The following is a 25988-nucleotide window of genomic DNA, read 5'->3' as shown; positions in this document are numbered from 1 at the left end:
CAATTGGCGGGGGCCTTTCTGTTTTTGGTGAAGAAGCGGTAGCCGCAGCTTACGCCTGTTTCTTCTTAGAGGCTGGCTTTTTCTTTTCCCCGGCCTTGTCTTCTGTTTCTGCAGGTGCTTCAGCCTCTGCCTGGGTAGAGGCAGGCGCCTCCTGCTCAGAAGCTTCTGTGTAAGGCACGTACTGGTTTACCAGCTGGTACCACTGTACCAGTTTTTTCATGTCTGAGGCATACACCCGCTCCTGGTCATAGTCTGGCAGGACAGATTCCACAAAAGAAGAAAGCTCCTGTGTGCTGGATTTGGCATTCACCGGCAGGTCTGCCCCATACTTGCTGCGAATACGGTCAAAGATGTCGGCCAACGGAACCGTTGCTTCAGCATCATTGGTGTACATGGAGATCTCCTGCAGAATAGACACACGGTTGCGGGCCTGGGCCACGCTGCGTGCCGGCTTCTCAGCCAGGCTTTCTATGATGATCCCGCTGCGGGTAGGGGCAACAATCCGGTACAAGCCGGGCATACCGGAAATAGAGGCAATCTCTTTCAGGTCAAAAGGCATAAAGAAAAAAGTTGGTTAAGGTTATAGTTTGAAATTCACCGGTACGCTGTACTGCTGGCTGTAGCCGGGCGCTTTGAACTTGAGTAATTGCACAACGCGCAGGGCCTCCTGGCCGGTGCCGCCGCCCACCTCTTTCAAAATCTTAAGGTTGATGATGGCGCCGTCTTCCTGCAGGGTGAAGCCAATAATGCATTGCCCCTGCATACGGTTGCGCTTGGCCAGGGCCGGGTACTGGATGCTGCGCTGGAGGTGCGCCACCAGTGAGTCCTGCCCGCCGTTGTAATGTTCTGCTACCGGTAGCTTACCCGTCTGCACAACAGTTCTGGGCGCTTCAAACGCAAAGGCACCCGCGGTCATAAGAGCGAAAAGTCCTGCCAGAAGGCTGTTCTTCAATTTCATGGTAGTAAAAATTTAAACGTAAAGATAGTTGGTTATTATTCCCGTTCCAGTTGGTAGCGCTTGTTTACCTCTTCAATAAACGCCAGAACTTCTTCTCTGCCCTGCCGGGTGGTAGAGGAGCTCTTCATATACAGGGGCAGCTCTTCCCAGGTTTCTTCCAGCGTCTTCATGTAAGCGGCAATGTTGGCATCAGTTTTCTGGCCAGACTGCTTGTCAATCTTTGTGAAGATAAGCACAAATGGCACTCCCATGGTTCCCAGCATCTCCATAAAATCAAGGTCTGGTTTCTGCGGCGGGAGCCTGGAGTCAATCAATACCAAAACGCATGCCAGGTTTGGGCGGTTCTGCAGATAGTACTTGATCATCTTGCCCCATTTTTCCCGTGACTCCTTGCTCACCTTGGCCCAGCCGTACCCCGGCAAGTCTACCAGGTACCATTGCTCATTGATCAGAAAGTGGTTGATAAGTTGGGTTTTGCCCGGGAAAGAAGAAGTCTTGGCCAATTTTAATCGGCCGGTGAGCATGTTGATCAGCGAAGACTTGCCTACATTTGAACGGCCAATAAAGGCATATTCAGGTAGGGTAGTCTGGGGGCATTGTTCTGCCTTGGTGTTGCTGCAGATAAACTTTGCGTCTTTAATAACCATGTAGTGCGTAAACGAGTGCCTGATGCCCCAAAGTTACCAAATTAATTGGGCAACCTGCTACAAGACCGGACTATTGGCCAAAAGGGGCATTTACAGGAGAGAAAAATATAACCATTTATGGCTTTTTACAGTATCTGTTGGCGAGGAACTTTCTATACTGCCAACCTGGATCAATGCTTAGGGTTACCTGAAAACAGGGAAAGGCTGAATAAAAAGCAGGGGCAGCGGCACAATATCTAAAAATTTGAATATAATTGTAACTTCCCTGGAACACTTTATGTAAGTGGTGAAGTGAGCAGATGCCCCTTCTGCTTCACAAGCGTAATAGCGTGAGTTGCACAAAATTGTAGCTATATTTTTTTAACCTTTATTCTATGGATCACTTAGACAAACGGTTGTTTAGAGCAGCATTTCTATTTCTGACACTGTTTTTCATCTCTTCTGCGGTCATGGCCCAGAGTACCCGTCAACTTATCAGGAGCGGTGATAAACTTTTTAACCAGGCAAACTTCCGGTCTGCGTTGCCTTTCTATGAGCGTGCGCTGGAAAGGGATCCAAACAACGCCAAAGCGCTTTACCGCGCCGGTATTTCCTTGATTGCTTTTGACAAAGAGAAAGCAAGCGAGTACATCTACAAGGCGTATCAGTTAAAACCCAAGGTGGAGGCAGACGTCCTGTACTGGCTGGGCCGCGTAGACCTGGTGAACTACGAGTTTGACAAGGCTATCCAGCATGCCCAGAACTACCAGAAAGGGTTAGGGAAACGGGATGAGGAAGGCAAAGAGCAGGCGGCCTTGCTTATTCAGCACGCCCGTAACGCCAAAAAGGAAGTGGCCAACGCCAAAGACGTGTTCGTGAAAAACCTGGGTCCTGTGATCAACACCGCATTTTCTGAGCACAGCCCTGTCATCTCTAAAGATGACAATTATCTACTCTTCACTTCACGCAGTGCGGCCGTGACCGGTAGCAAAGAGGCGGCAGACGGCGAGTATTATGAAGATATCTTTGAATCCCGCAGATTAGGCCCAGACAGCTGGGAGAAACCCACCTCTTTGAGTGGCCGGTTGAACGGTACCGGGCATGACGCCTCTATCCAGTTGTTTGACAATGACTCCAAATTCCTGCTGTACCGCAATGAGAACAAGAGTACCAACGGGGACATCTTTGTGTCCAGCAAAGAGGGCGAAACCTGGGGAGCCCCTCAGAAACTGAACATCAGCACCGGTGACTTTGAAAGTGATGCCTACATCACCCCAGACGGTCAAACCATTTACTTCTCCACCAACCACTTCTCCCAGAACGGGGACCTGGATATCTACTATGCCAAGCGCCAGCCCAACGGAAGCTGGGGAGAGCCTAAGAACTTTGGGAACGGCGTGAACACGCAGTTTGATGAAGACAGCCCCTACTTTACCCAAGACGGTATGACCATGTACTTCAGCTCCCGCGGGCACAACACCATGGGCGGCTATGACATCTTTGTGATCAAATTTGACTCAGTGAGCCGCCGCTGGAGCCGTCCAGAAAACGTGGGCTACCCTATCAATACGCCAGATGATGACACCTATTACCGCCTGAGCGGAGATGGAAGCCTGGCTTATCTTTCTTCTTACCGCATGGGTGGTTACGGGGAGAAAGACATCTACACCATCAGCTACATCAGAAACGCCATTGTACGCGGCCACGTGTACAGCCTGCGGGATAGTACCATTGTGCCGGGCGTAGAGCTGGTGTTTACCGGTAAAGCCGCCAACAACACCCCCCTGGAATACCGTGACGTGACCAAGCCAGACTCCGGAAACTATCAGGTAACGGTGCTTTCGGCCAGACCTTACCAGGTCACCCTGTCCAGAGACGGGAAACTGATCACCACTGAGCAGTTTGAGGTGCCACTCTCCTTGAATGACACCACCGTGGTAGAGAAAGACTTCTACATTGACTTTGAAGGAACCTCCGGTATTGGTGCCCAGGCCTTTGCTTTCAAACGCATCTACTTTGACACTGACAAGTACAACCTGCGCCCAGAGTCAATCAAAGAGCTGGATAACATTGTACGGGTGCTGAAGGCGAACCCATCTTTGAGACTGTCAGTAGACGGCCACACTGACTCCCGCATGCCAGATTCTTACAACATGCTGCTAGGGGAGAACAGGGCCAACGCCGCCTACAACTACCTGGTGAGCCAGGGTATTAACCCTAACCGCCTGATCACGGTGAGCTACGGTGAGCGCCGTCCGGTGGCACCAAATGATTCTCCTGAGAACATGCAGCTGAACCGCCGCACAGAGTTCAATGTGATCCGGAGGGCAGACGAGAAGAAATAAGCGTTTCTGTTTTTGGCCTACTTTTCCCAAAACAGCCTCAAAACAGCGCCCCGGCCGTTTCTGGCCGGGGCGCTGTGGTTTGTGGGCAGGGCATTGCACAACATAATACAGGTTTTCTAGTTAAAGCATAGTAGCTTTGCCTCATCATAAAAGTGTAGCACATGTCAGTAGTTCCCTATAAAGACCTGGAGGCCGGTAAGAAGACGCAGGTAGCGCAGATGTTCAACAGCATTGCCAAACGGTATGACTTTCTGAACCATTTTCTGAGCGCCGGCGTGGATATTATCTGGCGCAAAAAAGCGGTAAAACTGTTAGAGAAGTCTAACCCCCAGCTCATTCTGGACATTGCCACCGGCACCGGTGACTTTGCCCTGGAAACCCTTCGGCTTAAGCCGAAACAGGTCATTGGAATTGACATCTCTGAGGGCATGCTGGAGGTGGGCCGCCAGAAGATTGAGAAGCGGGGCCTGAGCCATCTGGTGCAGCTGCAGGTGGGTGACTCTGAGAACATCCAGTTCCCAGACAACCATTTTGACGCCATCACGGTAGCCTTTGGGGTGCGCAATTTTGAGAACCTGGAGAAAGGTCTCTCAGAGATGCACCGGGTGCTCAAGCCGGGCGGAAGGGTGGTAGTGCTGGAGTTCTCCAAGCCGCAGGCGTTTCCCATGAAACAGGCCTACAACTTCTACTTCAAACATATTCTGCCGGTCTTCGGAAAGCTAATCTCAAAAGACAATGCTGCGTATACGTACCTGCCAGAATCAGTGCAGGCGTTTCCAGACGGCAATGATTTCCTGGCTATCTTCCGTAAAATCGGTTTTAATCAATCAGAATGGCACTCTCTTACTTTTGGCATAAGCTCTATCTACACCGGTACAAAATAATATGTCTGCTCCTGTTCTGCCTATTGGCCGGGAACCAGGCTGTGGCCCAGAAACTGAAAGGCGAAAACCTGCAGGGGTATGAGAACCGCAAGATCAGGTGGGGCTTCTCCCTGGGGCTTAACACCTCCTGGTACCAGCTGGAGCACTCCCGCAACTATGTAGAACAACTGGGAGAAGACGCCAGCACCGGCATTGCCGTGAACCCCATGCAGGGCATTGGCTTTAATGTGAATTTCATTGCCACCTACCGTCTCTCGCCAGATTTTGTGGTGCGGTTGCAGCCGGGTGTGGGCTACCACAGCCGTGAGGTGGAGTACAAGGGGAACGTGCGGGGAGAGGGAGACGAAACCGTGGTACAGGCCATCAACTCGTTTGCGGCAGAAGTTCCGCTGCTGGTCAAGTACGAGGCCAACCGCCGCAAGAACACCCAGATGTATTTCATTGCCGGCGTGAAACCGTCTTTGGTGGTGGGCGGCCAGAAAAAGAACGACCCTGAGGTCCTGCAGGTGGCCACCTCAGATTTCTCTGTTGAGTTTGGTGTGGGGCTGGACATGTTCTACCCGTTCTTTAAGTTTGCCCCGGAGCTAAGGTTCTCCAGAGGCATTACCAACCTGCACCAGCCGGCCAACAGCGTGTACAACAACAGCATCCAGAACCTGACCTCTAATACCATTACCCTTTACCTGAACTTTGAATAACGCCACCATGTCACAGAAAATAGCCTTGGTGACCGGAGCCACCTCTGGTATAGGCAGAGCCACCGCCATCATACTCGCCCAGAACGGTTTTAAGATTATTGCCGCCGGCAGACGCAGGGAACGGCTGCAGGAGCTGGTGGAAACGTTTGGCGCAGAACAGGTCTTCCCGCTTGAGTTTGACGTGCGGGACAGAGAGGCGGTACAGAAAGCCATCACCGGCCTACCCGCCCAATGGCGGAATATTGACGTACTGGTGAACAACGCCGGCAACGCCCACGGCCTGGCCCCCATCCAGAGCGGGGACATCAGTGACTGGGAAGCCATGCTAGACATCAACGTGAAAGGCCTGCTCTACGTGACCAAAGAAGTGCTGCCGGTGATGGTGGAGCGCAAGACCGGGCACATCATCAACATTGGGTCTATAGCCGGCAAAGAGGTTTACGCCAACGGAAACGTGTACTGCGCCAGTAAATTTGCCGTTGACGCCCTCTCCAAAGCCATGCGCATTGATCTGGTGCATGAGGGGGTGAAGGTCTCTGAGGTGAATCCCGGCGCCGTGGAGACTGAGTTCTCTGAGGTGCGCTTCAAAGGTGACAAGGAGCGGGCCGCCAACGTGTACAAAGGCTTTGAGGCGCTCACCGCGCAAGACGTAGCAGAGCTGCTTCTGTTCATGATCACCCGCCCCAAACACGTGAACCTGGCCGAGGTCACCCTTCTGCCCGCGGCCCAGGCGGCCGCCACGGTCATTCACAAGCAGTAACGTTCTTAGAAAGATACCTTAGCAAGCCCCGTTTTCACCAGAGAGCGGGGCTTGCTGTTTTGGCGCTGTTTTCAGAAAAACAGCGCCAAAACAGAACATCTTTCTCCCGGTCGGCGCGTTCAATGAAAAGCAATTTCTGCAGCTTATGGAATTCAGACAGATCAAAGAGACGTGCCTGTACGTGCAGGACCTTGCCCGCACCACCCGCTTTTACGCAGATACCCTGGGGTTGCCCATCATAGGCGAAATGCCAGACCGCCACGTGTTTTTCAGGGCGGGCAGTTCGGTGCTGCTGTGTTTTAACGCCCAGAAGACCCGTGAAAGCAAAGACCTGCCCCCGCACTTTGGGGAAGGGCAGCTGCACCTGGCTTTTGAATGTGAGGCCGAAGACTACGCCCGCTGGAAAGACAAACTCCGTCAAGCCAATCTTGCAATTGAACACGAACAGACCTGGCTGCACGGCCGAAAGTCCTGCTACTTCCGGGATCCCGATCACCACCTGCTGGAGATCATCATGCCCGGCATCTGGGGCTGAGGCAAAAGCTGTTTTGGGGTTGTTTTCAGGAAAACAGCCCCAAAACGGCAGAGCCTTTTCTCAAGAGATCCTGCTGTGGGGATATAGAGTTCTGTTTTTGACCTGTTTTTTGGAAAACAGGTCAAAAACAGAACCATCTCTGTCTGGGAAGAACTTTAAAATAACACCGGGCTAGCTTCTTGCTTTGAGCTGCTGCAGAACGGTGGCGTTAATCTCATGCTTTCCTTGAAAGGTAATGATCTCTGGTTGCAGGCCGGCTTCCCGCACTCTGTTCAACTGCTCCTGCACTTTCTCATCGGTTACAAACTCATCTTGCAGGCCATACACATAACTGAGGCGGGTGTGGGCCAGCGCCTGCCGGGCAGAGACCATTGCCATGTCTTCCGGGAACATGCCCGCCCACAGCACCAGCTCCTCAACAGGCCACTGCGCCTGCGCCAGCCAGCGGCAGACGGTGGCCGCGCCTTGGGAGAAGCCCAGTACGTGCAGTTTGGCATTGGGCGCCTCCTGCAGTGCCATCTCCCGCACCAGGTTCAAATAAGAGACATAGTCATTGATTTCGTGCAGACGTTCTTCCTTGGTCATCCAGGTGGCGCCCACGCGGCCCCCCACGCCCTGCAGGTAAAAACGGGAGAGGGCTTCTGGGGCTATAACGGCTGTCTGCCCGTCTGGCAACGGCTCAAAATGCCTGATGAAAAAGCGCGCCAACTGCCCGTAACCGTGGCAGACCAGCCAGAGATCTTTGGTGGCCGGGGACAAGGTGCCCAACTGGTGCAGGTGCGCCGTGCGCGGTACTTCTATGGTTCTATGGGTGGCGGCCAAGTTAAAGCTGGTCTTTGGTAAACATGAACGGCAGGAGGTCTGCCACAGACTGTATCCTTATAATCTTCCCGTCCTGACCCTGCATGAGCAGCTTTATGGGAGAGCCCTGCCGGTTCTGGTATTCGGCAATGACCTGGCGGCAGGCCCCGCACGGGCAGGCGGGCAGGTAATGGCTTTCATGCCGGCGGCGCACCGTTACGGCCAGCACCTCCATGGTCTTGTCTGGGTGGTTGGAGCCCACGCCAAAAAGCAGCGTACGCTCAGCGCAGAGGCCAGAAGGGTAGGCGGCGTTCTCCTGATTGGTGCCCTGGTGCAGGCTCCCGTCTGAAAGGGCAAGGGCGGCACCCACCAGGTAATTGGAATAAGGGGCGTACGCGTTGCTGGTAGCCTGCTGGGCCAGCAGCATCACTTGCTGCTCCTGCTCAGGTAGTTCAGTGAGGGAAGACACCACGTCATACGTGATGTGCAGTTGTACTTTTTCAGTCATACGGGTGGGTTCCGCACGGCTTCGTACGGGAGTCAAAGTTAATAAGATAGCCCGAAAGTGCAAGAATAGGTTGCCAGTCCGGCAGAAAATAGGCATTTTGGGTGCCACTTACGCTCTGATACCCGCTATGAAAAAGATTCTGCTACTGGGGGCTGGCCGCTCGGCCTCCGTTCTGATTGAGTATTTGGTGTCTCAGGCTGCCGCCGAACAATGGGAGGTGGCCATTGGGGATGTATGCGTTGACCACCTGCCCTCTTCTGTGCAACTCAGCAGCTACACCCACACGTTTGTCTTTGACGTGCACAACCGGGAGCAGCGGGAGCGCGAGATTGCCAAGGCCGAGGTGGTGATTTCCATGCTGCCCGCCCTGTTTCACCCGCTGGTGGCCCAGAGCTGCCTGGCCCTGGGCCGGCACCTGATCACCGCCTCTTACGTCACCCCTGAGCTGAAGGCCCTTTCGGCGGCCGCCGAAGCCAAAGGGCTGGTGTTTGTGATGGAATGCGGCTTGGACCCGGGCATTGACCATATGTCTGCCATGAAGATCATTCACCAGGTTAAGCAGCAGGGGGGCACGGTTACTGCTTTTAAATCTTTCACCGGCGGCCTGCTGGCGCCTGAGTCTGACAACAACCCGTGGCACTACAAGTTCACCTGGAACCCCAGAAACGTGATTGTGGCGGGCCAGGGAACGGCCAGATACATAGAGAACGGCACCTATAAATACATTCCGTACCCGCAGCTGTTCAAGCGCACAGAGACCATTCTGGTAGACGGCTTCGGGTATTTTGACGGCTATGCCAACCGCGACTCCCTCAGTTACCGGCAGCCGTACGGCCTGCAGGAGGTTCCCACCCTGCTGCGCGGCACCCTGCGCCGGTCTGGGTACTGCCAGGCATGGCAGGTGCTGGTGCAGCTGGGGCTCACAGATGACTCCTACGTGCTGGAAAATTCTGCCAACATGACCTACCGGGAACTGGTGGAGAGCTTCTTGCCGGGCACAGACCAGGAGCTGACCCTGAAGGAGCGGGTGGCGGCCCACGTAGGGCTGGCCCCAGACGCTGAGGAGCTGTACATGGTAGGCTGGACGGGCCTGTTTGACGAGCTGCCCATTGGTCTGGAGAACGCCACCCCCGCCCAGGCCCTGGAAAAGCTGCTGGTGCCCCGCTGGAAACTCAGCCCCGGTGACAAAGACATGATTGTGATGCAGCACCTTCTTGAGTATGACCTGAACGGCGAACATAAAAAACTAACCTCGTCACTGGTGGTGCTGGGCGAAGACGAGGTGCACACGGCCATGGCCAAAACTGTGGGGCTGCCCATTGGCATTGCCACTAAACTGCTGCTGCAGGGCCAGATTCAGCAGCGCGGGGTAGTGGTGCCCCTGCAGCCAGAGCTTTATGAACCCATTCTAGCTGAACTGGAGCAGCTTGGGGTCCAGTTCACTGAGAAAGAAGAATAGTCCTGTTTCTGCCTGTTTTTCCATAAACAGGCCAGAAACGCTAAAAGATCAAATAATAGTCTTGCAGCAGCTGCCTGAACGCCAAGGTGTAGGTGGTGTGGTCTTTTTCCCGCACAGCCAGCGTTTCTTCCCCCACCGGTCCGGCCACGCGGGTGTAGGTGTGAATGGCCCGCAGCAGTTTGCCTTGGGGGGTAGCCTCCAGCCAGAGAATATGGCTGGTGTAAAAGCCCGCGGCTAAGGCTTCTTGGGCAAATACCCGGGCTTCATGTGGGGGCAGCAGAATGTGCAGGTGACCCTCCAGGGATAAAAAGCGTTCGGCAAAGCCGATGATCTCCTTGAACGTGAGGGAACCGGTGTGTTTGGCGGTGTTGCGGGCGGTATCTGCAGATTTGAGCGAAGCCTGAAAGAACGGCGGGTTGCTGATGATCATGTCAAACGGAGCCGGGGCGGCGGCGGCAAATTCCTGCAGGCTCATGGGGTGGAGCAACAGCCGTTCTGCCCACGGGCTGGCGGCCAGGTTGGCGGCGGCCTGGGCGGCGGCGGCGGGGTCAATCTCCACGGCTTCAATCATTGCTTGAGGGGCCCGCTGGGCCAGCATGAGACTGAGTAAACCAGTTCCCGCCCCAATGTCTAGAATACGCCGGGCACCCGTGACAGGGGCGTGTGCCCCCAGCACGCAGGAGTCTGTGCACACTTTCATGGCGCACTGGTCCTGCTGTACGGTAAACTGCTTAAACTGGAAATACGGGTTGGGCATACGTTAGCCGGCGGTGGGGTTGGCCTCAAAACCGCGGTCTGGCGGCAGGTTGGGTTGCAGGGCGGCGGCAACGGCTAACTGGTCACAGCGCTCGTTCTCCGGGTGGCCGGCGTGCCCGCGCACCCAGACAAACTTTACCTGGTGCTTGCGGTAAATCTTGAGAAAGCGCTGCCACAGATCAGGGTTGGCCTTGCCCGAGAAACCTTTCTTCTCCCAGCCCAGCACCCATTTCTTCTCCACGGCATCTATCACATACTTAGAATCTGAATACACGGTGATGGGAATGCCCGGCTTGGTGATAGATTCCAGGGCTACAATCACCGCCAGTAACTCCATGCGGTTGTTGGTGGTCTTCCTGAAGCCTTCGCTCAGCTCTTTCACGTGGGGGCCATAGCGCATAATCACGCCATATCCGCCCGGGCCAGGGTTTCCGCGGGAAGCGCCATCAGTATAAATCTCAATCAAAACAGGTCTGGTTAGTCTGCCGCAAAATTACCCATCTCTGCGCAAGCGGCGGCTATCAGCGGGAGATTATTTTCACCCCCGTAGGGCACCGCGCAAAAGTGCGTTTTTGGCCTGTTTTCTGAAAAATAGCTCCAAAACAGAAAATGCAGCGCTCTCTGGGGCAGGCTTTATTTCTCCTGGCTGATCACGGCGCTGAAGCCCAGGCCCAGAAGGGGCACTTTCTGCCAGCTGCCCTGGCTGGCCTTGCGGTAGTAGGAGTCACTGTTGATGAAACCGCCGCTGAACCAGAGGCCCCCGGTGCCCAAGTCACGTACCAGCTCCAGAGAAAGCAGGGCATCACTCTCCAGGTAAACATTGTACCGGCTCAGGTCTAGCGTAAGGCCGTCTTTGATGTCTCCTTTTGCTACGTTGAGGTAGATTGGTTCCCGCAGCACGTTCTCTGTGGGCACGTTTTTCACCACCTTGTACACGTTCACCCGCAGAAATAGGGTATCATACTTGTTACCGGCAAGGTTGAACCGCACGCTCTCCAGAAACGAGGGCTTTCTGATCTTGAGGAGGGTGCCCACCTCAGAGCCCAGGTCATTGCTGGTGAACCCCGCCGACACCGTTTTTGAGTCAACGGTGTTCCCCACCACCTTGGTGACAAATTTTTTGGGCCGCACCACCACCTCTTTCAGCGCCACCGCCTGTTCCTTGAGCTGGACCAGTGCCGTTTGGCCAGAAAATCTTTGCTTGAACTCGGCTACCTTAAACTGCACCGGCGCATAGCCAATAGCCGAAAACTGCAGGATTTCCCCGTCCAGGTCTGGGGGCAGGGTGAGGGCGAAGGTGCCTTGGGCCGTAGATACGGTGCCCACGTTTTTACCCACCACGCCAATGTTCACGTACTCCAGCGGCTGGGCCTGCTGATCAATAATTCTGCCGTGCACACGCTGCGCCTGCGCGGCAAGGGCCAGCAGGAAAAAAGGGAGAAGGGCCAGGTACCTCATAGGTGTTTGTTTCTTGGGTAAATGCAGAGATGCCGCCAAGGGTTGCCTGCCCATACGGTGAAAGCGAAAAAAATTAAAACGGGCGGTTTCTGTTTTGGGGGTGTTTTCTTAAAAACAGGCCGAAAACAGAACTTAGAGATTGACGTGCGTTTTGAACAGTTTAATGGCAATGGCCAACAGAATCACGCCAAAGACCTTCCGGAGCACCTCAGTGCCGTTCTGGCCCAGCTTGCGCTCCAGCCAGTTAGAGCTTTTCAGGACAATGTAGACAAACAGCAGGTTCAGGATAATGCCCACCAGCACGTTAGGCAGCGCGTAAGCCGCCCGCAGCGAGAGCAAGGTGGTCATGGTGCCCGCCCCCACTATGAGCGGGAACGCCAGCGGCACAATAGAACCAGTCTTGGTGTCTGGGTTGGAGTGGAACAGGTGAATGCCCAGCACCATCTCCATCCCAATCAAAAAGATGATGATGGCCCCCGCCAGCGCGAAAGACTGAAAATCAATCCCGAACAGCCTCAGAATCCCGTCGCCCAGGAAGAGGAACGAGATCATGATGGCCCCGGCCACAATGGTGGCTTTCTCAGACTGGATCACCCCTTCACGGCGGCGCAGCTCAATGATGATGGGAATAGAGCCCAGAATATCAATGATGGCAAAAAGAATGAGGCTCACAGAGACAATTTCTTTCAGACTGAAGGCGATCATAGGCGGCTTTACGTGCAAGGTTCAGGTGCAAAACTAATCATTTTGGGTAATGCGTCCTTATTTTGGGCATGCCCGAAGCAGGAATTGTAAAGGCCGGCTTCGCCGATGACAATGCGCCGGTGACCCGGTAGCGGGAGTTAGACATACGTGTAAGCCGCCACCAGGAGCGGGGGCGGGCGGCGGTCAGCCTGCCAGGGTTGGGCATTCTGCCATTGAGATTCTAAGGTTTACCAGCGCAGCAAAGGCGGGTTCTGGTGCTGAACAGTTGCCTGTGCTTTGCCTGAACCGGGGGCTGCTAAAAAGAAAAGGGCGTTTTTGGCCTGTTATTGAAAAAACAGGCCAAAAACGCCCTCGCGGTTACGGCTCAGGTTTATTTGTAGTTCTTCCTGAAGAAGTCTTTCAATACGTCATACTCCCCGTCAACAATGGCCGGGAAGTTCGCAATCCGGAAGGTGTTCTTGGCCCAGTCACCGTAGCCGTTGCCCAGGGTGATGCCCTGCGCGGCGGCGTTCTTCTTGATCTCCAGGATCTGCTTGCCGGTACCCTGCACGGCCAGCACGGTCTGCGAGCGCACCTCCGGGTTTTCTACCAGCAGCTGCACCTCTGTGAGTTCCTCAAAGAAGCTGTACAGCTCCTGGGAGCGCTTCACCAGCTGCTGGTCTACCTGTTTAATGAGCGGGAGGCGCTCCAGCATCTGGCGCATGAGGTACAGGTTGAGCACGTTGGGTGTGTGGCCGGTCTGGTAGTTGAGCATTTTCTCGTACAGAAACACCAGGCTGTTATAGTGCTTCTTGTCATTGAGGGCCTTGGCGCGCTGCACAGTTCTGGGGGAGCAGACCAGCACGGCCATTCCGGCCGGCAGGCCGAAACATTTCTGCACCGACGCAAACCAGATGTCTGCCCTGATGAACTTGAGGTTGAGGCCGGCCATGCTGGAGGTGGCGTCTACGGCCAGCAGCGGGTCTTTGAACTGGTTCTGCAGCTTGAGCAGGGTCTCCATGCTCACCTGGGTGCCGTTAGAGGTCTCGTTCTGGGTCACGCAGATCACATCTGTGTCATCTTCTACAGGAATATTGGGCACGTCCAGCACGTCATTCACGCCAAAAGACTGGCTGTAGCAGTCTGGCCGCAGGCGCCGGGCGTACTGGCCCCATTTTTCGCCAAAGGCGCCGTTGTACAGGTGCAGGCTCTTGTGCGGGGTCAGGCTCTGGGTGATGATCTCCCAACACTCAGTGGCCGAGGAGGTGAAGAAGAGGTAGTAGTCCTGCGGAATGTTCAGTTTTTTGCGCAGCAGCCCCACCAGTTCGCGCATCATGTGTACAAACCGCTCACTGCGGTGCGGTATGCTGAGCAGGCCCTCATCATACGCCATAACCATGAAGTCGCGTATCTGCGGGTAGACTTTAGACGGGCCGGGATAGAAATTGAGCATGGCAAAAGGGCTGGGGTACGGTGTGTGGATCGCTACTTGTTGAAAGCCAGAAGCCGCCGTTCTGTTTCAGGGGTGTTTTTCTGAAAACAGCCCTGAAACAGAACGGCGTGACGGCGGCATCAAGTTAGACCTACACGTTAAAAACGGCCGGTGGTTACGCTTTGGTGTAAGTAAATCCTACTTTTGATGGCCTGAGCCGCTCAAAGTACTGCAAGGCAAGCCTATAACTTTCCAGCCCGAACCCGGAGATGCTGCCTTTGCAGCGGCCGCCAATAAACGTGGCGTGGCGGGTGGCCTCCCGGGCGTACACATTGGAGATGTGCACCTCAACCACGGGCGTCTCAATGGCGGCAATGGCATCTGCCAGGGCCAGTGAGGTGTGGGTGTAGGCGCCGGCGTTGAAGACAATGCCCTGGTAGTGAAAGCCCACCTCATGCAGCTTGTTTATCAGTTCGCCCTCAATGTTAGACTGGTAACACTCCAGCTCCAGGTCTGGGAAAGCCGGGAGCAGGTCCTTCTCATAGTAGTCTTCAAAGGAGCGGGAGCCGTAGATTGATTTTTCGCGTCTGCCCAATAAATTAAGGTTGGGGCCGTTTAATATGAGTATTTTCATAGTCTGCCAGGTTATCTGAGGGAAATCATTTCTCTGAAAAAGTAAAGCGAAGATCGTGCTCAAATGTACGGAATAACTACCTTTGGGCGGCTATGTAAATGCTAGATACAGATGTAACTGCCTCTATAGCCCGCAAAAACTCTATTTCATTCCCCCATGAATTGGTCAACAAGTCTTACACAATTTCAAGGATACCTCCAGCTGGAGAAGTCCTTGTCCAGCAATTCCGTAGAGGCCTATCTGCGGGATGTGCGCAAGCTGGTGCAGTATTTTGAAATCACCCATCAGAAAATAAGCCCCCTGGCGGTAGAGGTGGTGCACCTGCAAGGGTTTCTGGAATGGATCAACACCCTGGGCATGACCCCGCACTCCCAGGCCCGCACCATCTCCGGCATCAGGGCGTTCTACAAGTTCCTGATCATGGAAGACATGATACAGTCAGACCCTACCGAGACCATTGAGGCGCCCAAGCTGCAGCGCAAGCTGCCAGACACCTTGAGTTACCAGGAGATTGTGCAACTCTTTGAGGGCATTGATGTGAGCACCCCGGAAGGCACCCGCAACAAGGCCATGCTGGAGACCCTGTACAGCTCAGGGCTACGGGTGTCTGAACTGATTGAGCTCAAGCTGAGCAACCTGTATGAAGACCTGGGTTTTCTGCGCGTGACCGGCAAAGGCAACAAAGAGCGGCTGGTTCCCATTGGGAAAGACGCGCTCAAGTACATCAGGGTGTACCTGGACGGCGTTCGCCGGCACCAGACCATCAAGAAAGGGCACGAAGACTTTGTGTTTCTCAACCGCCGGGGCACCAGTCTCACCCGCGTGATGGTGTTTAACATTATCAAAGACCTGACGGCCAAAGTGGGGCTGGCCAAAAATGTGAGTCCCCATACGTTTCGGCATTCATTTGCCACCCATCTCATTGAGGGCGGGGCTGATCTGCGGGCGGTACAGGAAATGCTGGGCCATGAGTCTATCACCACCACTGAGATCTACACCCACCTGGACCGGGATTACCTCAAGCAGGTGATCCAGGAGTTTCACCCCAGAAGCTAGGTTCCTCTACCAAAGCCCAAGGCAGTTTTGGAGCCGTTTTTCTAAAAACAGGTCAAAAACAGAACCCCAGCAGCCCGCGCTGCTGGGGTTCTGTTTTTAGGAGACTTGTGTCACCATTCTTCGGCCAGGCCGATGGGTGGAGGGAAAAAACAAGAGGCCAGTCTGAAACCGGCCTCTTCAGCATTGGGGGATATGCTGTTTAAACTCTTTGTGACGTCTCTATCTGTACGCCGTCTATTTCAGTATCTAACAGTGCTAAATACCCTGAGCCAGATCCTGTACTGGGGGAGCCGCGCGTTGGTTGCCCTTACTTGGGGAAAGAAGTCTAAGGCTCTTCAACGTTTGCCTGTCTGAGTCCCCGGCAAACCTAAGCTGTGTGCGGCTTCTGGTAAATGAACGGAGAAATGCGGCGTGCCGGAGGCCCAATAAGGGAAGAAGCCCCAGGCAGGAACCGTTCTTCAGAAAACGTCTTTCAGTGGGGAGTTATTGTGGAACCGTTGGTAGAGGGAAGTAGTTTAGGGAGGAAACCTTGAAAATGCGCTTTCTGGGGCTGTTTCCCGGGCGGACAAGGTGTGGGTGTAACCTCAATGATGGAGGTTTTTCTTACCCGTGACGGGAGCAGGAAAGGCCGGTAAGTCAGATGCGCTGGTTAAGGTGGTGTGGAGGGGAAAACGAACGTAACGGTGCGCGGCCGGTAGGTTCTGTTTTCGGGCTGGTTTTTAAAAAACAGGCCTAAAACAGCCCTTGACCAGAGGCGCGGGCCAGGAGCTCACTGGCGGCGGCAAACGGCGATTTACGGCCCGCGATCACCTCCTGGGAGAGCGCCGGCCATTGGTCTTTCACCACCGGGCTTTGGTAGAACATTTCCTCCAGACTTTGCCTGATGGTCTGCTTGAGCCAGTGCAGGTTCTGCTCCTGACGGCGGCGGTAGAAATAGCCGTTCTGCCGGGTCAAGGCCACATACTCCTCTATGGCGCCCCAGACAGTAGATAGCCCCGTTCTTTCATAGGCAGAGCACAATGTTACCTTGGGGCTCCAGCCAGACGGCCCCAGCGGGAAGAGGTGCAGGGCACTTTGGTATTCGGCCTGGGCGCTGGTGGCCTGGTGCAGGTTCTGGCCGTCTGCCTTGGTGATGGCAATGGCATCGGCCATTTCCATGATGCCCTTCTTAATGCCCTGGAGCTCATCGCCGCGCCGGCCAGCATCAGGAGCAGGAAAAAGTCTACCATTTCATGCACCACCGTCTCTGACTGGCCCACGCCCACGGTCTCCACAAAAATCACGTCAAAGCCTGCGGCTTCGCAGAGCAAAATGCTTTCACGGGTGCTTCTGGCCACGCCGCCCAGGGTTTTTCCGGCCGCTGAGGGCCTGATGTAGGCGTTGGGTTGGGTAGACAGGGTTTCCATGCGGGTTTTGTCGCCCAGAATGCTGCCGCCGGTGCGCTGGCTGGTGGGGTCAACGGCCAACACGGCCAGCCGTTTACCGTGCTGCGCCAGCAAATAATTCCCGAACGCCTCAATGAACGTGCTTTTGCCCACACCCGGCACCCCCGTAATGCCTATTCTCACTGACTTCCCCGCGTGCGGAAGGACCTGCTCTATAACCTGGTGCGCCAGCTCCCGGTCAGAAGGCAAGGTGCTTTCTACCAGGGTGATGGCACGGCTCAGCATGATGCGGTTACCGCTCAATACGCCCTGGGCATATTCTTGGGGTGAAAATCTTTTTGGCACTGGGTTGTGGGCTGTTTCTTCTCAAAGTACGGTAAAAATACGAAAAGGAAGGCTTTGCCGCCCATCAGAGACGAAGGCAGACGTTCAGCAGGCTGCCGCCGCAGCCCTGTTTTTGCCCTGATTTGAGAAAAGGAGGCCAGAAACGCAGTTTGTCTGCTAAACATACAGATTACCATCACGGCTGTTGAAGGCGAAGCGGCTGTGGCGGGGCAATCACAGAAAGCAACTGCACCGCCAGCCCTAAAAGACCGCCCCATGGGGGCTGGCCGGGTTAATGATTTGAAAGTTATTTCTGTTTCTGCACTACATAGCCCGTGGGGGCAGACAGGTTCTGGAAATAGAAACCGGGGAAGTTGGGCAACCCGAACTCGCTGCGTTGACTCCCCAGGGAGACACCGGCATCTTTGTAGTCACAGTCTTCACCCGGGGCGTTGGGGTTTCTGATAATGCCCAGCCAACTGCTTTCATTGCGGGCCACATAAATTCGGCCGTCAGGCCCCAGCTGGAGGGCCCCAATCTTACGGCTGGTGCTTTTGGCCACCTGCTTGCCAGAGTGGATGATGGCATCTGGGGTGCCTGCTTTCAGGTTGAACTGGAAAATACGGGCTTCCCCACCGGCAATGCCGTTCTTGCCGCCATACAACCGGGAGCCGTCTGGGGAGAACTCCACGCCGTAGGCCTCTTCAAACTTGCCCAGGTCTAGGGCGTTGCTCACCTGGCCGGTGGCGTTGTCAAAATCAAAGACCTCCAGCTTATTGACAGGCGCCCAGGTGGCCATGGCTATTTTGTCACCGGCGGGGGAGGCTTTCAGGTAGCCAATGGTGCCGCCGTTGTCACCGGTGTGCATGCTGCCCACCCGGCTTTCAACGGGGGCAAACGTGATGCCGTTGGGGGTAATGAGGTACGCGTAAAAAGCCGTGCTGTTCCAGCGGTGGGTGAGCACCCAGAAGTCCCGGCCGTTGCGGTGGCGTACGGCGGTGAGTTTCTCGGTGACCGGGGCAAAGATGAGGTTGTTTTTAGAGGTTACCTGGCCCAGGCCGCCTTCTTTGCTCATATCAATGAGGTGGTACTGCAGGCCGTGGTCCATGCCCTGGAAATCTGTGGTGAACAGGTAGAAGAGATGCGGTGACCCCGGTTTGGGCAAAATGAGAGCGGCCTGGGTAGAGGACTCGTGCCCCTTCAATTCTTTCCCGTTGGCCATGAGCTGGTGGGTTTTGTTCCAGACCTGCATGCCGTTGGTGTAGAAAAGCAGATTGCCCTGGGCGTCACAGATGCTGGCGCTGCCTTCCTCACTGTACAGGTGGCCGTCTTTGAGGGGCGTGAGGCTCCCCTCTGCAAACGAAAGGCCGGCATTGCGGCCGAAATACCAGACAGAGGCTTCTTTTTGGGCCACGGCTAGCAGTGAAAGCAGCCACAGCGGCAAGAGGGTTAGGTACTTTTTCATGCTCTCCTTTTTTTTCAGAACATTTCTTCTGGCGGGAAGAATTCAAAGATCAGGCCATTTTCTGCGCAAACCGTTGCCCCCGGTCTGGCCAGTTCCCAAACGTTTGCCCGGTAGCCTAGTGCAAAATATTGATCCTCAAACCTATCTGGAGCGGTAGCAAAAAGAACAGGAGGGAAGCCTTAGGGCTTTGGCCAGAAACAAGTTTTTCATTACAGGATTGATGGGGTTGCACGTGTGAGCAGGGTTGACATGCTGGGGTGGTTTAGCGGGTCAGTTTAGCGGGTTTACTGGAAAACAGCAGAGCCGTCTTACATGCTGCTGGCGCAACATGGTTCATTCTTGGGTTTGGGAGCAGAAGAACAGGGCTGTAGTGAGAGAACCCGGTTATACCTGCGGAGAGGGGAGATAGGTTTTCTACTAAGGTGTAGAAAAGGAGACGTGCCTAGGTTTTATATTGGAGCTGTTGAGCGTTTTTATTTAAAGTTATAGGAGCACCCGCTGGTGCCTGCGTTTTGGGGCTACTTTCCCAAAAACAGCCCGGAAACAGACGCTTACTGATCTTGAAGGCACAGGCTCACGCTTCTTGCGCCATGCCCGGTTCCGTCTAGATCCATCACGGTAGAATAAGGAAAAAGCACTATACAGCTTCTGAACATTCCTTTGGCTGGTTGGTCTTGCCAACTCAAACTTTACCTGCTCTAACTTTGAAATTTCTGTTTTCGGCCTGTTTTGGGAAAAACAGGCCAGAAACGCCTTTTAGGAAGTAGGGGAGCTACTCTTTTAAAAAACAGACAGAGGCAGAGTCATAAACGGGAACCTTCAGCTGGGAGAGCGGCACCTGCGCAGCACTTTCACAGCTCTCCCGGCCCAACTGCGAAACGCAGCTCAGGAAGATCAACCCTGTCAAAAGCATTATCAGAAACTTCTTCATGCCGCTTATTCAATGGTTGACATCAAGTTCTAGCTTTAGGTATTCAAATGAAAGGAAAAATCACGGCCTCTGGTAACAGAGACAGAACCAATAAGTTGTAGCACTTTGCCGGTGCTTCGTTTGGGGTTTCCCTTGTTCGCTTGATCTTGTTTCCCCCTTTTCTTTCAGCGGCTGAAAGAAGAATAGCGTACGGCTGTGGGCTTCCTCTGGCTTTAAAGCCATGTTTCTACCATGCGTCACCCGGTTGCCCCTGCCCAACTACAGGGTTCTTACCACTGGTACAGCCTGGTAAATGCCAACGGCCTTTTCTGTGGAAAAGCGCTTTGTTGTAACCATCATAAAAAAAGCTGCCCCGCAGTGCAGGGCAGCTTTCCAAACAGCTTTACTAATATTTTAAAAACTAACCTTTGGGGTTCAAGGCGTCATTGATGCGGTCTGAGAGGTCCAGGAGGTGATAACTGCTCAAAGAATCTGATTGCCCGGCGGCAGCTGTCTTGATCAGGCTGTTGATGTTGCGCAATTCAGCCTTGGCCACAGAAAGCACATCACTTTGGGCAATGTTCATGGTTGGCCTGACAGGGCCTCTTGAACTCACCTGAGCCGAGGATGAAGCGGCTGGAGCCGGTTTAACCAGGTCAATCAACTGCTCCACATAAATCTTTTGCAGGTTGCGGCGGTACACGTCAATGGCCTGTTTGTTTTTCACCTCTCTAAAGATAGCGCTGTTCAGGTCAGTGAAGAAGTCTGTCACCCTGTAGGCGCTGTTGCCGTCAAGGGCTTCACCGGCAATCAGTTTGGTGAGGGTGTTGTTGCTGATGAGGCGGTTCAAGACAGCCTCCTGGCTGCGCGAAACCACCAGCATGGGGTTAGAACCGGTATTGTTCAATACCGCCGGAGACAGTAACCAGGTAGGTGTGGTGAACAGCTGCTTGTCCAGGAACGCCATGGCTTCTTTCTGCGTGGCGGCCGGCGTACGCTCATACACCGGTCCTTCCATTTCTACGGTTTTAGGGTTTTCATAGACGCCGCCAATATTCTTGGCCACGTGGCCCATGTACCGGTTGAACTGCGTGGTCAGCTGGCCATACATGTTGTCCAGGCTCTCGTAGCCCTGGTTCTCCTCACGGGTCCACTCAGGGAGTTTGGCAATGATGCGCTGCAGGTTCTTGATGCCGTACTCGCTGGCCTTCATGGCGTTGTCGCCCAGGTCCTCGTTCTGGGAATGCGGGTCATCTGGGTTGGTCTCGGTGCCGAACCAGTGGCGGCGGTTTTTCAGGGCGGCCACCGTCATCTTGTTCAGGATAGGAATCTCGGCCTCAGCGCTCTTTGCGTTGGGCAGCAGGCGGTAGCCCCACTCTATGGCCCACAGGTCATAGTCGCCAATTCTGGGGTAGATGCCCTTAGAGGTGATGTTGTCTTCTGGCTGGGCCACGTAGTTGAAGCGGGCATAGTCCATGATAGACGGGGTGTGGCCGTTGGCTTCCACCCATTTCTTGTTGCGCAGGTTCTCTACGGGCACCGTTGAGCTGGAGCCGTAGTTGTGGCGCAGCCCCAGGGTGTGGCCCACTTCGTGCGAAGACACAAACCGGATCAGGTCGCCCATGAGCTCATCAGAGAACTCCATTTTGCGGGCGCGCGGGTCAATAGCCGAGGCTTGGATGAAATACCAGTCCCGCACCAGTTTCATCACGTTGTGGTACCAGTTGATGTGGCTCTCCATGATCTCGCCGCTGCGCGGATCTGAGATGCTGGGGCCGCTGGCGTTGGGGATTTCTGAGGGCTTGTACACAATGGCGCTGTGGCGGGCGTCATCTAAGCTCCAGTTGGGGTTTTCTTTGGCGCTTGGCGCTTCTTTGCCAATGATGGCGTTCTTGAAACCGGCTTTCTCAAACGCTTTTTGCCAGTCGTTCACGCCGGCAATCAGGTACGGCACCCATTTCTTCGGCGTAGCCGGGTCTATGTAGAACACAATGGGTTCTTTGGGCTCCACCAGTTCGCCGCGCTTGTACTTGGCCATGTCTTTCTCCTTGGGCTCCAGTCTCCAGCGCTTTACCATCTGGATTTCCTTTACCCCCTGCGGATTGGCGTCAAAGTCTGTGTAACCTACGGTGAAGTACCCCACGCGCGGGTCAAAGTAGCGGGGCTGCATGGGCTTCTTGGGCAGCACCACCATAGAAGAGTTGATCTCAATGGTAGAGGACCCGTTCAACGCTGAGTTGGCAGATGCGCCGCCTGCCGGGGCCGCACCAAACCCGGACGTAGGCGGGGTCAGCACGTAGGTTTTCACGGTGGTCACCTCTACGTTCTGCGGAAAGCTGCGCACGTTCTGGATATAGCTTCGGTCTGAGAGGAAGTTCCCTAACCGGAAACGGCTTTTACCCGTGGCTGAGCTGAACGAGAAAATCTCGTTTTCACCCTTGAGGTAGTCTGTGATGTCAATCACGCTGCTCTTGTTGTTAGGTCCGTAGGCCGCCACGTTGAAGGCGGCTACAATGGCCTGCACGTTGGAGCGCTGCACCGCCTGGTACATAGACCTGGTGCTGTCTGGGCTGTAGGTGGCGTACGAGATCTTGCGCATGAAAATACGGTCATCCGGACCTTTCTCAAACATGATCACCGCGCTGCCAATCTGGTCTCCGGCATAGCCGGAAGAGGAACGCACCTCAGCCCCGGCTTTGGAAATCCGGTTCACCACCAGGATCTCACGGCCCAGCACCGAGTCGGCCAGTTCAAAGAAGTACTTGTCTTCTACTTTGTGGGTCTTGAAAAAGCCAGCTTTGGATTGGGCTTTGTCAGTGATGACCTCGGTGTACGGTTTGGGTTTGGTGTTTCTGGCGGCGTTCCCCTGCATGCCGGTGGCCCCGGCTACCCGCCTGGTAGAATCAGCGGGCTGAGTGGGACGCGTTTGGGAGACGGCAACTCCGGCAAAGGAGGAAACCAGCCCCAGCGTCAATAAAAATTTCTTCATGCTGTAAAAGCTTGTTGGTTATAAAGGGTTGTGTTGGGTGTGTGGATTTTTCACGCGCGTTAGACAAGCGGGAAGCAGAAAGGTTTAATGGGTTAGGGGGAAATTGGAAGAAAAATTTTGGGTACGTGTTTTAGACCTGTTTTTGGAAAAACAGGCCGGAAACAGCCACTGGCGCGCGTCTTCAGACGCGTGACACGGGATGGGTGGAGTCTTCAGACTCCTTATGCGTGCATTCCTGATCATGGTTCCCGGCGAGTCTGGAGACTCGCAACATCCTTTGGCACGAGACTTTAGTCTCGCGCCAGATGGGGCCAGTTAGCTTTCTTACTCCAGAAACACCAATGGGAGTAAGCCTTTTCCGCCGACATAATCAACGGCGCTGCTGTAGCGCCAGTAGTCGGGTTCTTCTACTAGTCCTGCTTCCACCGGGTTCTGGTGCAGGTAGTCCAGTTTCTGGGACATCAGGAAGTTGGAGTCCAGCTCCTGCGGATGGTTGCTTTGCTGCCAGAACTGGTAGTGCGTGTTTTGGGAGTTACGCGCTCCGTTGCTTTGGAAGATCCATTGCATCCATCGTTTCCGGCTTTCCATAGGGCTTTCTTGAATAGCCGTGAGGAGCTTGGTCGCCGTAAACTTCTTGAAATCGCGTAAAATAGACGCTAATTCCTTGTTCTCCTCCGCTGAGGCGATCAGGTGTAGATGGTTGGGCATGGTGACCCACGCGTGGAGGATCAACCCTTTCCGTTCGATGCAGAAGCGTAAACTCTCCACAATGATCACACAGTATTCACGCCGCGTAAAAACATCTACCCACTCCACAGTGGCCATGCTCAGGAAATAAATCCCTTCCGGATTGGATATTTTATACTTGGTGCTCATGCTAGCTATATACGGAGTCTGACACCAAAAGAAAATCCCTGCTTTGGGCCTGTTTTCAAAAAACAGCCAAAGCAGGGATTAAGATGTTAACCGTGTTAACTGGCGCGAGACTTTAGTCTCGTGCCAAAGGATGACGCGAGTCTCCAGACTCGCCGGGAACCACGGGCAGGGTATTGGCGAAAGGGAGTCTGGAGACTCCACTCATCCCGTGTCACGAGTCTGGAGACGCGCGCCAGAAATAAGTTTACCCATTCAGCAACTTCTCCAGAATCTCCTGTGCGGCCACGCTGATCACGGTGCCCGGGCCAAACACCCCGGCCACACCCGCATCATACAAAAACTGATAGTCCTGCGCAGGAATTACACCGCCGGCAATGACCAGAATATCTTCGCGGCCCAGCTTTTTCAACTCGGCAATCAATTGCGGAATCAACGTTTTGTGACCGGCGGCGAGGCTGCTCACGCCCACCACGTGCACATCATTTTCGGCGGCTTGCAGGGCTACTTCCTCCGGGGTTTGGAACAGAGGGCCCAGGTCTACGTCAAAGCCGAGGTCGGCGAAGGAAGTGGCAATGACTTTAGAGCCGCGGTCGTGGCCGTCCTGGCCCATTTTGGCGACCATGATTCTTGGTCTTCGGCCTTCCTGGGCCGCAAATTGATCGGCAAGCGCCTGGGCCTTGCCGAAGTTCTCATCGTCTGAAATCTCTGAACTGTACACGCCTGCAATGGATCTGATGGTGGCCCGGTGACGGCCGAATACTTTCTCTAAGGCATAGGAAATCTCTCCCAGACTGCACCGCACGCGGGCCGCCTGCACGGCCAGTTCCAGCAAGTTGCCTTCGCCGGTCTCGGCGGCATTGGTGAGCGCGTCCATGGCGGCGAAGACGGCGGCATCATCTCGGTTTTCCCGTAACTGGGCCAGTCTTGCCAGCTGGGCTTCCCGCACGGCGGTGTTGTCAATGTCCAGGATTTCCAGCTGCTCCTCGGTCTCCGGTCGGAATTTGTTCACACCCACAATCACGTCTTTGCCCGCGTCAATACGTGCCTGTTTACGGGCGGCGGCTTCCTCAATGCGCATCTTGGGCAGACCCGTTTCAATGGCTTTGGCCATGCCGCCCAGGCGTTCCACTTCCTGAATCAGGTCCCAGGCGCGGTGCGCGAGTTGATGGGTCAACGCTTCTACATAATAAGAGCCGCCCCAGGGGTCAACGGTTTTGGTGATGTGCGTCTCTTGCTGCAGGTAAATCTGGGTGTTGCGGGCAATGCGCGCCGAAAAATCTGTGGGCAAGGCAATGGCCTCGTCTAACGCGTTGGTGTGCAGGCTCTGCGTTCCGCCCAGGGCGGCAGCCAGGGCCTCTACGGTGGTGCGGGCCACGTTGTTGAACGGGTCCTGCTCGGTGAGGCTCCAGCCACTGGTTTGGCAGTGCGTGCGCAGCGCCAGGGATTTATCGCTCTTGGGGTTGAACTGTTTAATGAGTTTTGCCCACAGCATACGGGCGGCGCGCATTTTGGCAATCTCCATGAAGTGGTTCATGCCAATGGCCCAGAAGAATGACAAACGCGGCGCGAAGGTGTCAATGTCCATACCCGCGGCCAGGCCGGTGCGCACGTATTCCAAACCATCCGCCAAAGTATAGGCCAGCTCCAGATCGGCCGTGGCCCCGGCTTCCTGCATGTGGTAGCCACTGATGGAGATGGAGTTGAACTTGGGCATGTGCCGGGAGGTGTACGCGAAGATATCGGCGATGATCTTCATGCTGGGCTCCGGCGGATAGATGTAGGTGTTGCGCACCATGAACTCCTTCAAAATGTCGTTCTGGATGGTGCCGCTCAGTTGCTCCGGTTTCACGCCCTGCTCCTCGGCGGCCACAATGTAGAACGCCAGAATGGGCAGCACGGCGCCGTTCATGGTCATGGACACGCTCATCTGGTCCAGCGGAATCTGGTCAAACAGAATCTTCATGTCCAGAATAGAGTCAATGGCCACACCGGCCTTGCCCACGTCACCCACCACCCGCGGATGGTCTGAGTCATAGCCCCGGTGCGTGGCCAAGTCAAAGGCCACGGAGAGACCTTTCTGCCCAGCGGCCAGGTTGCGGCGGTAGAACGCGTTAGATTCCTCGGCGGTGCTGAAGCCCGCGTACTGCCTGATGGTCCAGGGGTTTTTCACGTACATGGTGCTGTACGGCCCGCGCAAAAAAGGCGGCAGCCCGGCGGCGAAGTCCAGGTGCTCAAAGCTTTCAGCGTCTTCTTTGGTATAGAAGTTCTGCAGCGGCAGCCGCTCGGCGGTTTTCCAGGTCTTGGGTTCTGGTTTCGGCCTGTTTTGGGAAAAAGAGCCCGAAAACGTAAAAGGTATCTTGGTGAAATCTGGTTTCATGGTGTTCGTATCAAGTAGCGGGTATCAAGTAGCAAGACTTGAGGACGTTCTATATTATAACAGGTACT

The 25988-nt window shown here is 54.8% G+C and carries 22 protein-coding genes and 1 pseudogene; 7 read left to right on the top strand and 16 right to left on the bottom strand.

Annotation, left to right across the window (positions count from 1 at the left end):
• Positions 1 to 49: 49 nt before the first annotated feature.
• The 3 genes from A8O25_RS03465 to yihA are packed head-to-tail and all read right to left on the bottom strand — an operon-like array spanning position 50 to position 1605.
• Positions 50 to 559, bottom strand: coding sequence for a DUF5606 family protein (locus tag A8O25_RS03465; protein WP_066830889.1), 510 nt, complete (start codon positions 557 to 559; stop codon positions 50 to 52).
• 21 nt (positions 560 to 580) lie between these two features.
• The gene (locus A8O25_RS03460; RefSeq protein ID WP_066830887.1) at positions 581 to 958 is read right to left on the bottom strand and encodes an energy transducer TonB; all 378 of its coding nucleotides are present in this window, start codon (positions 956 to 958) and stop codon (positions 581 to 583) included.
• 35 nt (positions 959 to 993) lie between these two features.
• A complete protein-coding gene (gene yihA / locus A8O25_RS03455) occupies positions 994 to 1605 on the bottom strand; it encodes a ribosome biogenesis GTP-binding protein YihA/YsxC (RefSeq protein WP_066830885.1) in 612 nt (203 codons plus the stop codon).
• A gap of 374 nt (positions 1606 to 1979) precedes the next feature.
• On the opposite strand from yihA, the gene A8O25_RS03450 reads away from it, so the two are divergent.
• The 5 genes from A8O25_RS03450 to A8O25_RS03430 all read left to right on the top strand — a co-directional run bounded on the left by A8O25_RS03450 (position 1980) and on the right by A8O25_RS03430 (position 6806).
• A complete protein-coding gene (locus tag A8O25_RS03450) occupies positions 1980 to 3929 on the top strand; it encodes an OmpA family protein (RefSeq protein ID WP_066830883.1) in 1950 nt (649 codons plus the stop codon).
• A gap of 161 nt (positions 3930 to 4090) precedes the next feature.
• Positions 4091 to 4813, top strand: coding sequence for a bifunctional demethylmenaquinone methyltransferase/2-methoxy-6-polyprenyl-1,4-benzoquinol methylase UbiE (gene ubiE / locus A8O25_RS03445; RefSeq protein ID WP_066830882.1), 723 nt, complete (start codon positions 4091 to 4093; stop codon positions 4811 to 4813).
• Between the two features lie 41 nt (positions 4814 to 4854).
• Entirely contained in the window at positions 4855 to 5511 is a 657-nt protein-coding gene (gene porT, locus A8O25_RS03440; RefSeq protein WP_161947687.1) for a type IX secretion/gliding motility protein PorT/SprT, read from the top strand.
• Between the two features lie 7 nt (positions 5512 to 5518).
• Positions 5519 to 6271 (top strand): SDR family NAD(P)-dependent oxidoreductase, encoded by a 753-nt coding sequence (locus tag A8O25_RS03435; protein WP_066831047.1) that lies wholly within the window; start codon positions 5519 to 5521, stop codon positions 6269 to 6271.
• Positions 6272 to 6416: 145 nt separating this feature from the next.
• A complete protein-coding gene (locus A8O25_RS03430) occupies positions 6417 to 6806 on the top strand; it encodes a VOC family protein (protein WP_066830881.1) in 390 nt (129 codons plus the stop codon).
• Positions 6807 to 6977: 171 nt separating this feature from the next.
• Here A8O25_RS03430 and A8O25_RS03425 read toward each other — a convergent pair whose 3' ends face one another.
• Positions 6978 to 7628, bottom strand: coding sequence for an alpha/beta hydrolase (locus A8O25_RS03425; RefSeq protein ID WP_082893415.1), 651 nt, complete (start codon positions 7626 to 7628; stop codon positions 6978 to 6980).
• 1 nt (position 7629) lies between these two features.
• The gene (cdd, locus tag A8O25_RS03420) at positions 7630 to 8115 is read right to left on the bottom strand and encodes a cytidine deaminase (protein ID WP_066830878.1); all 486 of its coding nucleotides are present in this window, start codon (positions 8113 to 8115) and stop codon (positions 7630 to 7632) included.
• Between the two features lie 127 nt (positions 8116 to 8242).
• Here cdd and A8O25_RS03415 point away from each other — a divergent pair, with 127 nt between their 5' ends.
• On the top strand, positions 8243 to 9574 hold the full coding sequence (locus A8O25_RS03415; RefSeq protein WP_066831042.1) for a saccharopine dehydrogenase family protein: 1332 nt from the start codon (positions 8243 to 8245) through the stop codon (positions 9572 to 9574).
• Positions 9575 to 9614: 40 nt separating this feature from the next.
• On the opposite strand, the gene A8O25_RS03410 is transcribed toward A8O25_RS03415, so the two are convergent.
• The 6 genes from A8O25_RS03410 to A8O25_RS03385 all read right to left on the bottom strand — a co-directional run bounded on the left by A8O25_RS03410 (position 9615) and on the right by A8O25_RS03385 (position 14538).
• Complete coding sequence (locus A8O25_RS03410; RefSeq protein WP_066830876.1) at positions 9615 to 10331, bottom strand: tRNA1(Val) (adenine(37)-N6)-methyltransferase; 717 nt, start codon at positions 10329 to 10331, stop codon at positions 9615 to 9617.
• 3 nt (positions 10332 to 10334) lie between these two features.
• On the bottom strand, positions 10335 to 10796 hold the full coding sequence (gene rnhA / locus A8O25_RS03405; RefSeq protein WP_066830874.1) for a ribonuclease HI: 462 nt from the start codon (positions 10794 to 10796) through the stop codon (positions 10335 to 10337).
• A 167-nt stretch (positions 10797 to 10963) separates the two neighbouring features.
• The gene (locus A8O25_RS03400; protein ID WP_066830871.1) at positions 10964 to 11788 is read right to left on the bottom strand and encodes a carboxypeptidase-like regulatory domain-containing protein; all 825 of its coding nucleotides are present in this window, start codon (positions 11786 to 11788) and stop codon (positions 10964 to 10966) included.
• A gap of 132 nt (positions 11789 to 11920) precedes the next feature.
• Complete coding sequence (locus A8O25_RS03395) at positions 11921 to 12493, bottom strand: MarC family protein (RefSeq protein WP_066830869.1); 573 nt, start codon at positions 12491 to 12493, stop codon at positions 11921 to 11923.
• Between the two features lie 370 nt (positions 12494 to 12863).
• Positions 12864 to 13925, bottom strand: a complete 1062-nt coding sequence (locus tag A8O25_RS03390) for an aminotransferase class V-fold PLP-dependent enzyme (RefSeq protein ID WP_066830867.1) — start codon at positions 13923 to 13925, stop codon at positions 12864 to 12866.
• A gap of 154 nt (positions 13926 to 14079) precedes the next feature.
• The gene (locus A8O25_RS03385) at positions 14080 to 14538 is read right to left on the bottom strand and encodes a type II 3-dehydroquinate dehydratase (protein ID WP_066830865.1); all 459 of its coding nucleotides are present in this window, start codon (positions 14536 to 14538) and stop codon (positions 14080 to 14082) included.
• 156 nt (positions 14539 to 14694) lie between these two features.
• Between A8O25_RS03385 and xerD the strand changes: the two genes are divergently transcribed.
• A complete protein-coding gene (xerD, locus tag A8O25_RS03380; protein WP_066830864.1) occupies positions 14695 to 15594 on the top strand; it encodes a site-specific tyrosine recombinase XerD in 900 nt (299 codons plus the stop codon).
• Between the two features lie 732 nt (positions 15595 to 16326).
• On the opposite strand, the pseudogene meaB reads toward xerD, so the two are convergent.
• From meaB to scpA, 5 genes and pseudogenes are all read right to left on the bottom strand, one after another.
• Positions 16327 to 17324 (bottom strand): annotated as a pseudogene (gene meaB, locus A8O25_RS03370) (methylmalonyl Co-A mutase-associated GTPase MeaB).
• 286 nt (positions 17325 to 17610) lie between these two features.
• Positions 17611 to 18768 carry a YncE family protein gene (locus tag A8O25_RS03365; protein ID WP_066830862.1) on the bottom strand — a complete coding sequence of 386 codons (1158 nt, stop codon included), beginning with the start codon at positions 18766 to 18768 and terminating at the stop codon, positions 17611 to 17613.
• 1331 nt (positions 18769 to 20099) lie between these two features.
• Entirely contained in the window at positions 20100 to 22667 is a 2568-nt protein-coding gene (locus A8O25_RS03360; protein ID WP_066830858.1) for a zinc-dependent metalloprotease, read from the bottom strand.
• Positions 22668 to 22991: 324 nt separating this feature from the next.
• Entirely contained in the window at positions 22992 to 23543 is a 552-nt protein-coding gene (locus A8O25_RS03355; protein ID WP_066830856.1) for an REP-associated tyrosine transposase, read from the bottom strand.
• 244 nt (positions 23544 to 23787) lie between these two features.
• Complete coding sequence (gene scpA / locus A8O25_RS03350) at positions 23788 to 25920, bottom strand: methylmalonyl-CoA mutase (protein WP_074987932.1); 2133 nt, start codon at positions 25918 to 25920, stop codon at positions 23788 to 23790.
• Positions 25921 to 25988: the final 68 nt, after the last annotated feature.

Origin of the sequence: Rufibacter ruber, assembly GCF_001647275.1 — a bacterium.
In the GTDB taxonomy this organism is placed as follows: domain Bacteria; phylum Bacteroidota; class Bacteroidia; order Cytophagales; family Hymenobacteraceae; genus Nibribacter; species Nibribacter ruber_C.
This window is presented reverse-complemented; position numbering and strand designations above follow the sequence as displayed.

Coding starts and splice junctions, on each gene's coding strand:
- A8O25_RS03465 (WP_066830889.1), bottom strand. CDS start 559: ATGCCTTTTGACCTGAAAGAGATTGCCTCTATTTCCGGTATGCCCGGC.
- A8O25_RS03460 (WP_066830887.1), bottom strand. CDS start 958: ATGAAATTGAAGAACAGCCTTCTGGCAGGACTTTTCGCTCTTATGACC.
- yihA (WP_066830885.1), bottom strand. CDS start 1,605: ATGGTTATTAAAGACGCAAAGTTTATCTGCAGCAACACCAAGGCAGAA.
- A8O25_RS03450 (WP_066830883.1), top strand. CDS start 1,980: ATGGATCACTTAGACAAACGGTTGTTTAGAGCAGCATTTCTATTTCTG.
- ubiE (WP_066830882.1), top strand. CDS start 4,091: ATGTCAGTAGTTCCCTATAAAGACCTGGAGGCCGGTAAGAAGACGCAG.
- A8O25_RS03435 (WP_066831047.1), top strand. CDS start 5,519: ATGTCACAGAAAATAGCCTTGGTGACCGGAGCCACCTCTGGTATAGGC.
- A8O25_RS03430 (WP_066830881.1), top strand. CDS start 6,417: ATGGAATTCAGACAGATCAAAGAGACGTGCCTGTACGTGCAGGACCTT.
- cdd (WP_066830878.1), bottom strand. CDS start 8,115: ATGACTGAAAAAGTACAACTGCACATCACGTATGACGTGGTGTCTTCC.
- A8O25_RS03415 (WP_066831042.1), top strand. CDS start 8,243: ATGAAAAAGATTCTGCTACTGGGGGCTGGCCGCTCGGCCTCCGTTCTG.
- A8O25_RS03410 (WP_066830876.1), bottom strand. CDS start 10,331: ATGCCCAACCCGTATTTCCAGTTTAAGCAGTTTACCGTACAGCAGGAC.
- A8O25_RS03400 (WP_066830871.1), bottom strand. CDS start 11,788: ATGAGGTACCTGGCCCTTCTCCCTTTTTTCCTGCTGGCCCTTGCCGCG.
- A8O25_RS03395 (WP_066830869.1), bottom strand. CDS start 12,493: ATGATCGCCTTCAGTCTGAAAGAAATTGTCTCTGTGAGCCTCATTCTT.
- A8O25_RS03390 (WP_066830867.1), bottom strand. CDS start 13,925: ATGCTCAATTTCTATCCCGGCCCGTCTAAAGTCTACCCGCAGATACGC.
- A8O25_RS03385 (WP_066830865.1), bottom strand. CDS start 14,538: ATGAAAATACTCATATTAAACGGCCCCAACCTTAATTTATTGGGCAGA.
- xerD (WP_066830864.1), top strand. CDS start 14,695: ATGAATTGGTCAACAAGTCTTACACAATTTCAAGGATACCTCCAGCTG.
- A8O25_RS03365 (WP_066830862.1), bottom strand. CDS start 18,768: ATGAAAAAGTACCTAACCCTCTTGCCGCTGTGGCTGCTTTCACTGCTA.
- A8O25_RS03360 (WP_066830858.1), bottom strand. CDS start 22,667: ATGAAGAAATTTTTATTGACGCTGGGGCTGGTTTCCTCCTTTGCCGGA.
- A8O25_RS03355 (WP_066830856.1), bottom strand. CDS start 23,543: ATGAGCACCAAGTATAAAATATCCAATCCGGAAGGGATTTATTTCCTG.
- scpA (WP_074987932.1), bottom strand. CDS start 25,920: ATGAAACCAGATTTCACCAAGATACCTTTTACGTTTTCGGGCTCTTTT.